The following is a 14,616-nucleotide window of genomic DNA, read 5'->3' as shown; positions in this document are numbered from 1 at the left end:
AGCTCACTTGGGCGGAGAAGGCGGGGTGATGGGATTGCGGTCGCGGCGGCGCGGGCCAAGGCCGCCCTTGTGAACGCCAGAGCCGTTTTCGCGTGCGGGCCATGACGATCCTGCGATCCCTAGTAGATGCGCGAGACGCGGTCGTGCTCGATCCGCCAGCAGGCTTCCCAGCCTTCATTGGCGGCGACCACCGTGACCTTGCGGCTCACCGGCGACAGCACCTCGCTGATGATCTCGCAGACGCCGAAGCCGTCGAGCCCCTCGCGATGGGCTTCGACGATCGAATCGCCCTCGAGCAGCACCATCGGGTCCTGGCCGCCGAGCAATGGCCGCAGGCGCGCCAGCGTCTTGCCCTGCGGGTCGAGGCCCGGGATCGTGCGCACGAACTGGAAGCGGCGGCCGAGATTGGCACGTCCGCCCAGGCTTGGCGCCGCCTCGTCGTGCTCGGCATGGACGCGCGCGCCCGAACCGATGTCGTAGCCGAGGTAATGGATGCGCTCGGCTGCGAACTCGGTGCGCAGGCCGGTGGCGCCGAGATCGCGCATCTGCACCGCCATGGCAGCGATGCCGAGCGGGTTCTTGTACTGCACGGCGCTGCCGGCCATGTCGCCCTCGATGCCGAGGATGGCGGCGCCGGCGATCACCGCCTTCTTCATAGCCGCCGGCGAGAATGGCCGCTCGAACGGGAAGGCGGCGCGGCTGGCGTCGGCTTCCGCCGCAATCGCCTCGAAGATCGGCGGCCAGAGCGCGGCTCGTCCGGTCGGCACCATGATCACGGTCGGCCTTCGCGCCGGGTTCGGGCCGGCGGCGCGAGCGAGGCGCGGCAGCAGGCCGCCGAGCACGGCGCCGATCTCGGCAAGGCGCTGCGAGGCTTCGCCCGCTCCCTTCTCCAGGGCCGCGCGTGCGAGCTTCAGCATGAGCCGGCGCGTCCCGGCCTTGTCGGGCCCGTCGATCGTAAGCTGCAGGCCCGGCCGCTGCGTGACATCCACCAGTGCCGGTTCGTTCCGGGCGACATAAAGGCCCGCCGGATCGCCGTCCGACCTCATCTCGGCAAGGACGATGTCGAAGGTCTCGTCGGCTGCCTCGGCGTCCCAGTGATAACGCGTCCCGGCGCCTTGCGCCTTCTCGCTCAGCCGGGTGGCGAGGCGTGCCTTGGCCTGCTTCACCGCATTGCGCAGCCAGCTGCGCGCCGCCAGCGCGGCAGCGTCCTCGCGCTGGATGGCGCGGGCGAGCGAGGCTTCGGCGAAGGCCGGCTGCCAATGCGTGTCCTGCCCGTCCATCGCCCTGTCGATCAGGGTGGCAGCGATGCCGGTCAGCTCCTCGTCGATCAGATCGCCGCCGACGGGCAGGCCGAAGGTGGCGAGCGTCTGATGGCTCAACCGGTCGCCGTCGCGGCGCAGGGAGGCGAGCGCGACGTCGCTGGTGCCGCCGCCGATGTCGAGCGTGACCAGCAGCGCCTCGCTTTGGTCCGGCACGGCGGCGCGCACCTCCGGCWGGCTGGCGACATAGCGCGCCGCCGCGACCGCCTCGGGCACCGTGACGGCGGCATCCGGGAAGCTGGTCGCACCCGGAAAGAGCCGCTCCAGCCGCTGGGCGAAGAGTTCGAGCGCGGCACGGTAGCGCGAGGCGATCTCGTCGCCGATGCCGCTCGGGCAGGAGACGAGGATGCGCGGCACCACCGGCGGCGGCGCATGGTCCTCGACGCGCAGGCGGTCCTCGCCGAGGCGCAGCACATAGAGATCGACCAGCTCGTCGAGCACATCGGCGACCAGAGGCGCGATCTCGACGGTATTGGTGGCAACGACGCGATCAGTGGCAGCGTCGTAGCGATGCACCTGCTCGTTCAGCGTCAGCGACACCGCGCCGGAAGTCAGGGCGTGCTTGAGCGAGTCGATCCGCTTCCCGCTTTCAGGCAGGCCCGATTGCGGCGGCGGGGCCGGTGCCGACACGTCATAGCGCCGCGCGAACGCCTTGAGACGGCGCGCCACGCTGGACCGGTCGGAGCCGATCAAAGCGAGATCAGGCAGGCTGTGCGGTGCATGGTCGGCGCGCAGATTATTGCCGGAATCGAGGCCGACATGGCTCGGAATCAGCGGCGCGGCGCCGGCATCCTGCAGGGCCGCCTCGCCATGGCGGGGGTCGACATGGGCGGCGAGCCAGGTGCCGAGCGCCAGCGGCTTGATCTCGGTCGCCCGGCCGGCAGCACGGGGTGCGCCCGACCAGATCGAGGTCGCCGAGGCCCCGAGATCGATGCAGATCGGCAGGCGGTGGACGCGGCGGCTATAGCGCAGCGGCAGGCTCGCCTGCGCGAAGGCCCGGCCGCCCTCGTCGCCTGCTTTGAGCGCCACAGAGAGGGTAATCTCGCCGCGCAGCACATTGGCGCCACTGGTGCGCACGGCACGCGACAGCGTCGTCGTCAGGTTCTGCATCGGTACGACGGCGCGGCCGCGCCGGCCGAAATCGCCCTCGCGCACGATTTCGAGCGGGAAGGGCGTCGGCGGCTCGGCGATCTCGCTCTCGCCCATCCGGCTGGTGACCTCGACCGTCAATGGCGCCGTCCGGGTCAGCGGCCAACGGCGCAGGTCAATCACCAGCCCGTCGCAGCGCACGATCGAGGTCTCGTCGTCCGGGTCGACCTCGGCGTTGAGCCCGCCTGTGATCTCGAACTGCGCGCTGCCGCCCAGCGGGCAGGTGAAGTGCTGCCCGGCGATGGTCAGCGCGACCTCGCCGCGGTTCTGGCTGAGGATCGGCACCGAGCGGGATTCGAGCGCGCTCGACCAGGGCTTGGCCGGTCCGTCAGGATCATGGCCGGCGCCATCCTGGCCAACCCAGCCGCCGAGCTTGGCGGTGAGCCTGACCTGCAGCGGCGCCTTCGGATTGGCCTGGATCGTCTCGTCGACGAAGTCGAGCACGGCGTCGCGCGTCAGCGTCACGTCGAGGCGCACCTCCTGGCCGGCGAGCGCGGGCGCGTCAGCGAGCCAGATCAGGTGCCGGCTGGTCGCGGTACCGGCATCCGGAAAGCGCCTGAGCGAGACCGAATGGTCCATGGGAGCGGCGACGCCGAGGGAAAGATGCTGCGCCTTGATACCGAAGCAGCTCGCCTCGATGGTCAGCCCGCGCCGGCCTTCGAGCACGATGTCCTTGGGAATGTCGATCGCGATCTGGCCGATCGCGATCTGCTTGCCGGCCTGCAGCGAGTCCAGGTCGATCTCGACCGGCTCGATCCGCCATTCGGGCTGCGAGGCACCGGCGAGCGCGGCGATCTTGAGGAGGCGCCGCGGCGAGGCGCGGGTGCCTCCCGCGGTCTCGACGATGGTGGAAAAGGCGATTTCGAGGCTGGCGTCACTGTCGATGTCGGCCTGGGCGCGATGGTTCGCCACCGCGCGCATCACCGCCTCGCGCTTCAGGCCCAGCACCAGCCGCTCGCCCGCCCGGACTGCGGCCTTGTCGAGGAGGGCATTGCCTTGCAGCCAGCCGATGTCGACGCCGCTGGCGAGGCTCGGCGCATGCGAGACCAGCGAGACCGTCACGGCCTTGACCATGTCCTCGGGCGCCTCAAAGGCGATGAGGTCGATCAGCTCGCCGCTGCGGTCGAGTGCGATGGTCGCGGAAAAGCTCCCGAGCCGGGTCTCGAGATTGTAGCAGGGCAGAGTTGTCATGCGTCCTGCCTCGAAGCGGCGGACCCGGAGTTGCCGCCGAGCGTGCTTCCCCAGTGATGATCGAGCCCGGTCAGCGCGGCGGCGGCGGCGAGATAGCGCGGCAGCATGTCGCCGCCGCCCGCCCTCAGCCGGCGATAGGCGGCGCCGAACCCCGTATCCTGAGAATCGGCCAGTGCTTTTCCGGCGAAGGGCACGCTGGCGAAGGCGGCATCGGCCTCGTGCCGCACCAGCTGCGCCAGAAGCAGGCGGCCATAGCCGTCGAGCGTCTCGCGCAGGGCCTGGTTGCGCGCAGTGCCTTCGCCGGCCGGGCCGAGCAGCCCGTCGATCGCGTTCCTGAGCTCGGTCAGGGCCGGGGTCAGGCTTTCGATCTGCGAGAGAGAGCCGGCGAAATTGCGACTGGCTGCCGCGAGCCGCTGCGCACCGCGCACGGCATCGCCGGATCGATGCGCACGAGCCGCGAGACCGGGACAACCGGCCGCCTCTTCCCAGTCGCCGATGAGCTCCGCAGCGGCCGCCGCCTGCTCGACCTCGCGTCTCAGGGAAGCGAAATGGCTGTGCAGCAGGACGATCTCGCCAGGGGTCAGCTCGCCGAGCCGCCGCCCGAGCTCATCCGTGATCGCGGCCGGCTGATTCGCCTGCCGTGCGGCATCGCCGAGCTCGCTGCGCATGCGGGCGATCGCCTCGAGGCCGGGTGTCGGCTGCCGCTGCGGCTGCCGGCGCAGCTCCAGCAGCAAGGCATCGAGCGGCGAGAGCCGGCGCTGCCCGCGCTGCGTCGCGGCCGCCGCCATCGCCTGCTCGACCTCGGTGGCGAGCCCGGCGTCGATCCAACTCTGATGGACGCTGGCGGCGACATCGTGGAGAAGCCGCATCGCGCGCCGATCATGCCCGGCCAGCGCCATCGCCTCGCGGGCGAGCGCCTGCGGGAGATTGGGATCCTCGTACCAGGCGAGCAGCCGTTCCAGCCCGGCCTCGTCCTGTGCCGATCCCGGCAATGGCAGGACGAGGCGCGCGGCGCAGGCACGCGCCGCGAATTGCGGCTGCGCCAGCGCGCGCAGGAGCATGGTGAGCTGTTCGGTGAGCGTACGCTCACCGAGCTCGTCGATCCGGTCCGGGTCGATCCCGGTCGTCGTGGCCAGGGCTTCCAGCAGGCTTGCCGGTGCCTCGGGGGCCTTGCTGCGCGCATCGAGCCGGGCGAGAGCGCCGGTCGGCGCCTGGGCCATGCGCAGGCCGATCTCGCCGAGGATGGCGCCGAGTCGTGGCGGCCTGGCCGCGCTCGTCGCTCGCCAGAGCCCCTCGGCCAGTCGCCTTGCCGCGAGGGCGAGGTCGTCATGCAAGGGCGCGGCACTCCCGGCGGTCGCGATAACCAGCGCGTTGCCGCCGCTCTGGCCGAGCGTCAGTCCGGTTGCGGCGGAGGCCGCGTAGCGCGCGCCATGCGAGAGCACCGCGAAGGCGCCCTCCTGCCAGCGCAGCGTCAACGGGCTGCCGCTGACGGCTTCGCCATCGCCCGCCCAGACGAGCTGGCGCCGCGGTTCGGCGAAGACGATGATCTCGTCCGCCTCGACCCAGTCGGGGAGCGGGAGCACGCCACCTCCGGCGTCGGCGCGGGGCCGGAGCAGGCGAAAGCCACGGCGCAGCGCAGCGACGCGGCCAAGCCCGGTCGCGTCGACGTCGCGCTGATCGGCCGGCGAAGACGCCAGCGTGTCGAGCTCGGCCTCGATGGCGAGCCGCAGGTCCTGGTCGATTTGCGCCAGGCTCTGCCGCGCCTCGCGCATCGCTGCCGGCAGATGCGCCACCAGCAGCCCTTCTGCCGCGGTTTCGGCCTCGTCGCCGGCGAAGGTGAGCGTCAAGCCGCCGGTGTCACCGCGGCGCGCCGTCAGTATGGTCGTGGCGGCGCGTTCGTCGTCCGGATGCAGGAAGGGACCGGCCAGCAGCCGATAACCCTCGCTGTCCGAGCCGCTGACCCGGTTGAGCCCGGAGGCCAGCATTGCCGCCAGCGCCGGTGGGACCGAGCCGGCGGGGCCGGTCTGCTGGGCCAGCCGGCCTTCATCGTCGAGATAGGTCTGCACCAGTGCCAGGCCGGCGGCGCTGCGATCGGCCTCGGCCAAGGACAGCTTGTCGTCGAGCTGCACCGGGATCGCGGTCAGCCCGCCATCGGGCTCGACAGTCACGGCATGGAGCACATGGCAGCCGGGAGGCAGGGTCGCGAACAGCGGCGCCGTCCCGGCGTCCGCGGCGGCGATCAGGCTGATGCGGCCGCTTGCCTCTTCGGCTGCGAGGAAGCGGGCCGGTGCGCTGTCCCGCCAGATCGCGGCGACATGACGTGAGCCGTCCCAGATGATGGCGACCGGCGCCACGGAAAGAGTCACGGAAACAGGCTCCGGGGAAGACGAATTGAGCGGGGCAACGTGAGCGGACCTTGCGCGATGGCCCGTCGTCTTGCAAGACATGCGCTCGGCTCGACCTTGTCGGTGCGGGCTTGATCTTGCGGCCGGCTGGCTGCACTTGCGGAAACCTGCCGCGCCAGGCTCTCGGCGCAGGTCGGTCCAGGGCCGAGACGGAGCGGGATGTGATGACGGCAGAATCGGTTTGCTTCGCCGCCTTGCCGGCCGCACTGCCGGCTGCGCTCGCTCAAGCGAGTGCCGGCGAGGACGTCACGCAGCGTCGCCTGGCGCTCTCCGAAGCGTCCGGCGTGGACGCGCGCGAGGTCGATGCGAGTTTCCTGGCGCCGCGCCTGCTGCCGCGCCTGTTCCGCGATCCCGGCCAAGTGGCTTCGCAGGCCCAGGCGACGCTGCTGGATGCGGCGCGGTTGGTCGTCCTCCTGCCGGTGGGGCGTTACGACGACGGTGTCTGGGCCCCGATCATCGAGCGCATCCTGTCGGGGCTGGAGGCTGCGGCGGCGCGCCCGCGCGAGATCATCCTGGCCTGGAGTGGGGTCGAGCCTTTCCTGGCGCCGTTTGGTCGCCGGGCGCAGGAGGTCTGGAACGATCCCCGGCTCGTGCCGGCCATGCTCGGTGTACTCGATCGGTCCGCGCGCTCGCTCCCGGCGGTGCTCGACAGGGCCGCTAATGTCCGTCGTGGCCTGATCCGGTTTGAGCCGGCGCAGGATGCGGGACCGGCGCGGGCCGCGCTGGCGCTGGCCTGAACGCATAGGCTGGCGACTACTTCCAGACCAGCGCGTTGGCGAGGTCGCGGCGGCCGCATTCCAGCGACATGGCGTTGACGGCGGCGCGGTAGCCCTGCAGCGAGTAGATCACATGGGCCGGCCGGCCATCGGTCGCCGTACCCTGGATCTCGAGCGTTGTGCCCCTGTTGTAGCCGGCGACGGCATCCATATCGAGGATAGGTTGGCCGTTCGAGCCCTGCTTCGTCGGACGGATGAAATTACCCGCGGCGGTCGGGGCGGCGTTGAGCCGGCGCGCCATGCCGCCGCCTTCCCGGATCACCGCTTCGAACGGCGTGCCCGGCTTGTAATAGCGCTTGTCCTCGATCAGGTGCTGGAGCTCGCCGTTGCCGACTCCGGCGCTGCTCGCCTGCAGCAGGATGAACGGCGCCTGCTCGCGCCAGTAGCGCGGCCCGGCTTCCTGCGCGGCAGTATAGGCATAGCAGGTGCGCTGGCCGGTGCGCGGATCCTCGGAGACGCTGGCATACCAGTCCTGGAACCGGCGCAGCAGCCGCCCCGGCGCCTCCGGCATCAGCATGTCCTTGGTGTCGATGGCGCGCGCCCGCAGCTGGAAGTCCTGCGCGACGGGGCCAGCGCTGGCGACCCGGATCGTGTATTCGCCGGGGCCGAGCTTGTAGCGCCGCAGGTTCGGCCGGCTCGGATTGACGATGTGGATGGTCTTCAACACGGCGTTGTTGCGGCCGAGCACGTCGACGGGCACGGCCGGATGCGGCCCGCGGACGCTGGCGGTCGGGATGTCGACCTCGACATAGGATTCCTGCGCGACCAGGAAGGGATACTGCTGCAGGGCGCGGCCGCCCTCGATCCGGGCATTGACCCGCATCGGCGTCTGGTCGAGCCGAGGCGTATGGGCCTCCGGACCGAGCGCCGCCCATTGCTGCATCGTCGGCAATTCGTCGAGCGTGACCAGTCCGTCCTCGGAGACCGGCGTCGTGTTCCGGCGATTGACGCTGACCGAGATGCGGTAGCCGAGCGGGCGCGGGTCGACCGTGACCATGCCCTCCCAGCGCTTGTCCTCGGCGCCGGCGGGGTCGTGAGCGATCACGAGCGAGACATGGCGCTCGGCCCGGATCTTGGTTTCCTTCTCCTCGGCGTTCTGCTTGCTCAGCGCGCGCCGCAGCTTGTCGGAGAAGAATTCCTGCCAGCCGGGGCTGACTGGCAGCCCGCTCAGCATCCTGACCGACAAGGTCATCGGATTGCCGGTGTCGACCGAGGCCGCCCAGACCCCGGCGGCGACCTTGTTGAAGAGCTCGTCGGTCGAGCTGTATTCCTCGCCGATGAAATCCTGGGAGACAGGGAACGGGTCGAGGCTCGGCGAGCAGCTCTCATAGCCGTTCCAGCCATGCGCCGACAGGTTGAAGCGCGTCGCCGCGCCGGCCTTGTAGCCGGAGGCCCGGACCTCGAGCTGGATCTTGCTGAGCTGTTCCTTGTTGTCACCGGCCAGCGGATTGTCGAGGACGCCGGTATCGACGATGCCCTTGATCGGGTCGATGTCGAGCCAGGGCGCCATCGTGATGCCGGGGATGTTCGAGAATGCAGCCCGGATCTGCTGCATGATGTTGTTGCCCTGGTCGGTCGTGAAGGCGTCGCGCGTAGCGGGCCGCGAGGCGATCCCGATCGTGACCGGCAGCTTGAGCTGCGGGCATTGCTGCTGGATGCGTTGCCAGAGAATCTGGGCGGCCGAGCCGAACGGATTGTACGGATCGAAGCCCGCCATCATCTGCGTCTGCGCCGTAGCCCCCATCGGCGGTGCCGCCATGAGGCAGGCAACCGTCAGGCAAAGGGCTCGTTTCGTCAGCGCTCGCGCAGTCATCTCGGTTCGATACTCATGGGGTCCCCCCTCGTAAGCGAGGGAGGACCGGTTCTCGTTTCGCCGCGGCTCAGATGCCGGACGCTTCGTTCGTCGCCAGATTGACCTCGACCTGGTCGGTGCCGGCGGCCTTGCCCTCGCGGGTCACGCTGCGCTCGACGACGCGGATGCGCTGGCCCTGGCTGTTGTTGTAGGTGCGCACGGTGCGGGCGCGGACCGTCACGGCCTGGCCGCTCGAGTTGCGGAAGCTCTGGACGTTCGAGCCGCCCGAGCGCGCAGCGATATAAGCGGCCTCGCGGGCGCGCTCCTTCTCGATCGCGTCGGCGATGACCAGGCCGGCAACGCCGCCGATCAGGGCACCGATCAGGGCGCCACGGCCGCCGCCGACTGCGCCGCCGATCAGGGCGCCGGCGCCGGCGCCGAGCGCGCCACCGGCCGCGACGCGTTCCTGGGATCCCGTGCAGCCGCCGAGCGCGAGCGCGCCCGCGACGAGGATGGTTCCGGCCTTCAAGGTCTTGGCATGCATAACGTCACCCCAGTAAAAAGTTGCTTCCAAAATTGATGGTGCCAGCAATCTGGTAGCCCTTGCCTCCGGCAGAGCCGGTTTCGCAGAACCGGGCAGGACCACACAGCACCACACCTGGCATCTGTTCCATATTGGCCTTTTTTGGGCAAGAGCCGCCGGCCTTTGTCACGATTCTGCCAAGTTTTAAATTGTTCGCGACCCAATCATGGGTCGAAGAGCCAAGAACGACAGGGCTCCGCGGTGCTTCGCGTTGCGGCTGTTGCGTCGCGCCGAACACCACCGCCGCGATATCTTTAAAAACATCGGGTTCATCTTTAACGCTTTTCCGGCGCCTGTGGTTAATTCGCCGCGGTCGGCTGTGGCGGTTGTTCTGTCTGCCGCATGGTAATGCGCATCGGCATGCCGCGCCCCGGGCGCAGCGTGATGCGCTGGACCGGCATCGGCGCCTCTTCGCTAGCATAGTCGAAGCGCAGCCGCCGCAGCAGCGTGGCCAGAACGATCACCGCCTCGACCATGGCGAATTGCTGGGCGATGCAGATTCTCGGGCCGGCCCCGAAGGGCAGATAGGCATAGCGCGAGATGGCTTCGCGCGCGCGGGGCAGGAAGCGCTCTGGTCGGAACTGCTCCGGTGCCTGCCAGAGCGTCTCGTGCCGGTGCAGCAGATAGGGCGAGATCACCACCAGCGCACCCTTGGGGATAACGCACGCGCCCGCCATGTCGTCGGCCAGCGCCGTGCGCGACAGCGACGGCACCGGCGGATAGAGCCGCATCGCCTCCTCGATCACGGCGCGGGTGAGCGCCAGGCGCTCCCCCGCCAGGGCGGCAGCGGCGAGATCCTCGCCGGCGGCGTCGATCTCGGCCTCCAATGCGTCGCGCACATCCGGCGCGAGCGATGTAAGATAGAGCGACCAGGTCAGGGCGTTGGCGGTCGTCTCATGGCCGGCGCCGATGAAGGTGACGATGTTGGCTCCGACTTCCGCGTCGCTGAGGCCCGTCCCGGTCTCGGGATCGCGTGCAGCGAGGAGGGCGTCGAGCAGGTCCGGCTTCTCCGGATGCCAGGTCCCGCCGGCATGCAGGCCCTGCCGTTCCGCGATGATCGCCTTGACCTGCGCCTCGAAGAACGAGATCGCCGGGCGCGCCATCCAGCGGCCGATCCGCGGCAGCCAGGAGGGCGCGCCGAGCACGTCGAGCGGATCGATCCGCCCTTGCGTCTCGAAATAGCGGGTCAGGGCCTTGCCGAAGGCCTCGGCGCCGCCGGCGATCGCGTTCGAGAACATCGTCTCGGCCAGGATGTCGTAGGTCACGCGGGTCATGTCGGCCGATATGTCGACGATGCGGCCGCTGCGCCGGCGCGCCATGCGCATGGCGATCCGCTCGGCCGGCGCCGTCATGCGCTCGGCCATTGCCGCGACCCTGCGCGGGGTGAACAGCGGCGCCAATGTTCGCCTTGCACGCTTCCAGGCCTCGCCCTCCGCCGTCAGCAATCCTTCGCCGAGTCCCGGCGCGAGGATGGTGCGCTGGAGATCGTCCTTGCGGTAGTTCGCCGCGTTCTCGACCAGAACATGCCGGACGGCGTCCGGATCGGAGATGACGACGCCATAGCCGAAGAGGCCCTCGCCGGCGACGATAGGCTCGCGGAAATGGCGGGTGCGCCAGATCGTCAGCGGGTTGCGGCGCAGGCGCAGCAGCAATTCGAGCCGGCCGAACTCGCGCTCTTCCGGCACGGGGGCGGGCGGGCGGCGTCGACGGGTTTGCGCGGCCGGCATGGCCGCATCCGCTGCGCTCATGAAATCTCTCCTTATGGAGACGATGAGAGCCGGCGGGTCGGAACCGGCTCTGAGGCAGACAATCTCCTGCCGGTTTCAGGCTTTCCAAAGGCGCAAGCTCCGTGCCAGTCCGATCTGCGATTGTTGCAATGCAGAGAATAATCCAGGCAATCTTGTGCAGTGCACAATAAGTGCTATTTTAGGCATCCAAGGAGCCATCGAGATGCCCGAATACAAGAATCCCCCGCCGCGCATCCTGCGCCCGCGCAAAGAGCTGCCGACCCTCGAAGAGGCGGTGACGGCGGCGCAGTGCATGAGCGATTCGCCGGAGCAGCAGGCCGAGCTCGCCGCCCAGCTGATGGGCGTTACCGTCGCCGAGGTCGTGCCGCTGATCCGCAAGGCCGCGCATCGCACCACGGTGATGACGCCGAACCGGTCCGTCGTGGTCGTCCGCCGGCCGACCCGCACTTTCTCGCCGCGCCTCGCCGAGGCGATGCGGCGCTGAACGGCGCTGCCGACGACGCATTCTTTCCCTATCGGCGAATGCCGGGGGCCTGGAAAGGCCTCCGGCATTTTTGCTTTGCGGCGTCTCAGTTCGGCGAGCCGATCTTGTCGAGGATCGGGCAGTCCGGCCGCTTGTCGCCATGGCAATGGCTGGCGAGATGGCGCAGCGTCGCCGCCATCGCCTGCAGCGCCGCGGCCTTCTCTTCCAGCTCGGCGACATGCTTCAGCGCCAGCGTCTTGACGTCGGCGCTCGCCCGCGAGCGGTCGCGCCAGAGCGCCAGCAGCGCTCCGGTCTCCTCGACCGAGAAGCCGAGGCTGCGGGCGCGGCGCACGAAGCGCAGTGTGTGCACGTTCGGCTCGGCATAGACGCGGTAGCCCGATTGCGAGCGTGCCGGCGGCTCGATCAGCCCGATCTGCTCGTAATAGCGGATCATCTTGGCGCTGACGCCGGAGGCTTCGGCGGCCTGTCCGATGTTCATCCCATCCTCCCGAAGGCCGGGGCCGAGTTCGGCGCCGTGGTGATGTCCTGCCGCGCCGCGAAGCGGCGCAGCCTTAATGCATTGGCCAGCACGCTGACGCTGGAGAAGGCCATGGCGAAGCTGGCGAAGACCGGCGACATCAACACGCCCCAGAGTGGATAGAGCGCACCGGCAGCGACCGGGATCAGCAGCACATTGTAGCCGAAGGCCCAGCCGAGGTTCTGGCGGATATTGGTCATCGTCGCCTTGGACAGGCCGATCGCTTCCGGCACGTGACGCAGATCGCCGGAGATCAGAACGATGTCGGCGCTCTCGATGGCGATGTCGGTGCCGGCGCCCATGGCGATGCCGATATCGGCCTGGGCCAGGGCCGGCGCATCGTTGATGCCGTCGCCGACGAAGGCGACTTTGCTGCCGTTGCCCTGAAGCCGCCCAACGATTGCAGCCTTGTCGGTCGGCAGCACCTCGGCCTCGACGGCGTCGATGCCGAGCCGGGAGGCAATCGCCTCGGCAGTGGCGCGATTGTCGCCGGTCACCATGACGATGCGCAGGCCGAGCGCCTTGAGTGCTGCGATCGCAGCCGAACTCCCTGGCTTGACCTGGTCGGCCACGGCAACGAGGCCGGCGATGTTGCCGTCGACCGCGACATAGAGCGGGCTTTCGCCGTCGCGGGCCGAGGCCGCAGCCTTCTCGGCGAAAATCCCGGTGGCGACGCCGCGTTCCGCCATCAGCCGGGCCGAGCCGACCAGGACCGCGCGGCCCTCGACCCGGGCCGAGATGCCGAGGCCGGGCTCGGCCGTGAAGTCGACGGCCGGAGCGAGCTCGAGGCCGCGCCGCTTCGCCTCGGCGACGATCGCCTCGGCGGAGGGGTGCTCCGAGGCGCTTTCCGCCGATGCGGCGAGGCGCAGGGCTTCCTCCTCGGCCAAGCCTTCGGCGGCGATGAAGCGCGTCACCTCGGGCCGGCCCTTGGTCAATGTTCCCGTCTTGTCGAAGGCGATGGTCGCAACCTCGCTCAGGCCCTGCAGCGCCGCGCCCTGCCGGAACAGGATGCCGAGCTCGGCGGCGCGGCCGGTGCCGACCATGATCGAGGTCGGCGTCGCCAGACCCATGGCGCAGGGGCAGGCGACGATCAGCACCGCGACGGCGTTGACCAGCGCATAGGTCAGCGCAGGCGAGGGGCCGAAGACGAGCCAGGCCGCGAAGGTCAGCAGCGCGACGGCGATCACCGCCGGCACGAACCAGTTGGTGACGCGGTCGACCAGCGCCTGGATCGGCAGCTTGGCACCCTGCGCCTGCTCGACCATGCGCAGGATCTGGGCGAGCAGGGTATCGGCGCCGACCTTCTCCGCCCGGAAGCGCAGCGCGCCGTTGCGGTTGATGGTGCCGCCGATCACGCTGGCGCCGACGCTCTTATGGGCGGGAGCCGGCTCGCCGGTCACCATGGCTTCGTCGACATAGGAGGCGCCTTCGACGACCTCGCCATCGACCGGGATCTTCTCGCCCGGCCGGACCAGCACGAGGTCACCGACCCGGACATGCTCGATCGCGATCTCGCTCTCGACGCCGTCGCGCAGCACGCGGGCCGAACGCGCCTGCAATTGCACCAGCCGCTTGATCGCCTCGCTGGTCCGGCCCTTGGCGCGGGCCTCGAACCAGCGCCCGAGCAGGATCAGCGTGACGATCACCGCCCCGGTCTCGAAATAGGTGTAGTCCGTGCCATCAGGCAGCCAGTCCGGCGCGAAGGTCGCGACCACCGAATAGGCATAGGCCGCGCCGGCGCCGAGCATGACCAGCGCGTTCATGTCGGGCGCAGCCCGCAGCAGCGCCGGCCAGCCCTTCAGGAAGAAGCGCAGGCCCGGCCCGAACAGCACGATGGTGGTGAGGCCGAAGGCGATGAGCTTCAGCACGAAGGCGTCGACGCGGGCGTAGAGCCAGTGATGGAAGGCTTCGCTCAGATGCGGCCCCATCTCGAGCACCAGCAGCGGCAGCGTCCCCAGTGCCGCGACGACGACTGCGCGACCGAGCGCGATCTGCTCCGCCTCGCGGCGCGCGGCGGCATCGCTCTCGTCGTTGCGTCCCTCGTCGAGGAGCCTGGCCTCGTAGCCCGCGGCTGCGACGGCCGCGACAAGCGCCTGTGTGATGCCGGCATCGGCGGCCCGGACGGTTGCCCGCTCGGTCGCCAGATTGACCTCGGCGCTCAAGACGCCAGGCACGGCGCGCAAAGCCTTCTCGACCCGGCCGACGCAGGAGGCGCAGGTCATGCCGGTGATCGCCAGCGCGATCGTCGTCGCGCCCGGCTCGTAGCCGGCGCCGCGGATCGCCTCGGCCACCGCCTCGGCGCTGCCGCCGGCCAGCGTCACCCGAGCCTTGCCGGTCGCAAGGTTGACCGCGGCTCCGCTCACGCCGGGAACGGCTGAGATCGCCTTTTCCACGCGCCCGACACAGGACGCGCAGGTCATCCCGTCGACAGGAATATCGATCACGCCATGCCCGGTCGCGGGCCCTTCATGCTTCACATGCATCGTCATGACGCATCACCTTCCTTCTCTCGTTGGAAGATGGCTACACCTTCCCATCATGGGAAGGTCAAGCGGTTGTTTTTCCGATGCCCGTCCTGGTTCGATCGGCGGCTCGCGAGACAGAAACCGGGTGTCGCGAGCCGAGGCTTGCGCGTTCCATCGCCGCCGGCAG

The 14,616-nt window shown here is 69.7% G+C and carries 10 protein-coding genes; 2 read left to right on the top strand and 8 right to left on the bottom strand.

The window, feature by feature from the left end; translation table 11 throughout:
• Positions 1 to 119 precede the first annotated feature (119 nt).
• A complete protein-coding gene (locus AC1DS0_RS28910; protein WP_476817660.1) occupies positions 120 to 3,659 on the bottom strand; it encodes a hypothetical protein in 3,540 nt (1,179 codons plus the stop codon).
• The gene (locus AC1DS0_RS28905; RefSeq protein ID WP_476817659.1) at positions 3,656 to 6,025 is read right to left on the bottom strand and encodes a hypothetical protein; all 2,370 of its coding nucleotides are present in this window, start codon (positions 6,023 to 6,025) and stop codon (positions 3,656 to 3,658) included. The genes AC1DS0_RS28910 and AC1DS0_RS28905 overlap by 4 nt, the downstream gene beginning before the upstream one ends.
• A 203-nt stretch (positions 6,026 to 6,228) precedes the next feature.
• On the opposite strand from AC1DS0_RS28905, the gene AC1DS0_RS28900 reads away from it, so the two are divergent.
• Positions 6,229 to 6,801, top strand: a complete 573-nt coding sequence (locus tag AC1DS0_RS28900; protein ID WP_476817658.1) for a hypothetical protein — start codon at positions 6,229 to 6,231, stop codon at positions 6,799 to 6,801.
• Positions 6,802 to 6,817: 16 nt separating this feature from the next.
• On the opposite strand, the gene AC1DS0_RS28895 is transcribed toward AC1DS0_RS28900, so the two are convergent.
• The 4 genes from AC1DS0_RS28895 to AC1DS0_RS28880 all read right to left on the bottom strand — a co-directional run bounded on the left by AC1DS0_RS28895 (position 6,818) and on the right by AC1DS0_RS28880 (position 10,963).
• Positions 6,818 to 8,599, bottom strand: a complete 1,782-nt coding sequence (locus tag AC1DS0_RS28895) for a hypothetical protein (protein ID WP_476817657.1) — start codon at positions 8,597 to 8,599, stop codon at positions 6,818 to 6,820.
• A 121-nt stretch (positions 8,600 to 8,720) separates the two neighbouring features.
• On the bottom strand, positions 8,721 to 9,176 hold the full coding sequence (locus AC1DS0_RS28890) for a glycine zipper domain-containing protein (RefSeq protein WP_476817656.1): 456 nt from the start codon (positions 9,174 to 9,176) through the stop codon (positions 8,721 to 8,723).
• A gap of 4 nt (positions 9,177 to 9,180) precedes the next feature.
• Positions 9,181 to 9,456: a hypothetical protein gene (locus tag AC1DS0_RS28885; protein WP_476817655.1), complete on the bottom strand. Its 276-nt coding sequence runs from the start codon at positions 9,454 to 9,456 to the stop codon at positions 9,181 to 9,183.
• Positions 9,457 to 9,514: 58 nt separating this feature from the next.
• Entirely contained in the window at positions 9,515 to 10,963 is a 1,449-nt protein-coding gene (locus AC1DS0_RS28880; protein ID WP_476817654.1) for a cytochrome P450, read from the bottom strand.
• Positions 10,964 to 11,165: 202 nt separating this feature from the next.
• On the opposite strand from AC1DS0_RS28880, the gene AC1DS0_RS28875 reads away from it, so the two are divergent.
• On the top strand, positions 11,166 to 11,447 hold the full coding sequence (locus AC1DS0_RS28875; protein WP_091834565.1) for a hypothetical protein: 282 nt from the start codon (positions 11,166 to 11,168) through the stop codon (positions 11,445 to 11,447).
• A gap of 85 nt (positions 11,448 to 11,532) precedes the next feature.
• Here the strand turns inward: AC1DS0_RS28875 and cueR are convergent, their stop codons facing one another.
• Positions 11,533 to 11,925 carry a Cu(I)-responsive transcriptional regulator gene (gene cueR / locus AC1DS0_RS28870; RefSeq protein ID WP_137882742.1) on the bottom strand — a complete coding sequence of 131 codons (393 nt, stop codon included), beginning with the start codon at positions 11,923 to 11,925 and terminating at the stop codon, positions 11,533 to 11,535.
• Complete coding sequence (locus AC1DS0_RS28865; protein WP_476817653.1) at positions 11,922 to 14,453, bottom strand: heavy metal translocating P-type ATPase; 2,532 nt, start codon at positions 14,451 to 14,453, stop codon at positions 11,922 to 11,924. The genes cueR and AC1DS0_RS28865 overlap by 4 nt, the downstream gene beginning before the upstream one ends.
• Between the last annotated feature and the right edge of the window lie 163 nt (positions 14,454 to 14,616).

Source organism: Allobosea sp. P4_H5 (assembly GCF_056400825.1).
Note: the sequence above shows the minus strand (reverse complement) of the source record. Positions and strands in the feature narration are given on the sequence as shown.

What these genes read in the sequence shown, in the direction of transcription:
- AC1DS0_RS28895 (WP_476817657.1), bottom strand. Translation starts at nt 8,599, where the DNA reads ATGGCGGCACCGCCGATGGGGGCTACGGCGCAGACGCAGATGATGGCG.
- AC1DS0_RS28865 (WP_476817653.1), bottom strand. Translation starts at nt 14,453, where the DNA reads ATGACGATGCATGTGAAGCATGAAGGGCCCGCGACCGGGCATGGCGTG.
- AC1DS0_RS28880 (WP_476817654.1), bottom strand. Translation starts at nt 10,963, where the DNA reads ATGAGCGCAGCGGATGCGGCCATGCCGGCCGCGCAAACCCGTCGACGC.
- AC1DS0_RS28890 (WP_476817656.1), bottom strand. Translation starts at nt 9,176, where the DNA reads ATGCATGCCAAGACCTTGAAGGCCGGAACCATCCTCGTCGCGGGCGCG.
- AC1DS0_RS28875 (WP_091834565.1), top strand. Translation starts at nt 11,166, where the DNA reads ATGCCCGAATACAAGAATCCCCCGCCGCGCATCCTGCGCCCGCGCAAA.
- cueR (WP_137882742.1), bottom strand. Translation starts at nt 11,925, where the DNA reads ATGAACATCGGACAGGCCGCCGAAGCCTCCGGCGTCAGCGCCAAGATG.
- AC1DS0_RS28900 (WP_476817658.1), top strand. Translation starts at nt 6,229, where the DNA reads ATGACGGCAGAATCGGTTTGCTTCGCCGCCTTGCCGGCCGCACTGCCG.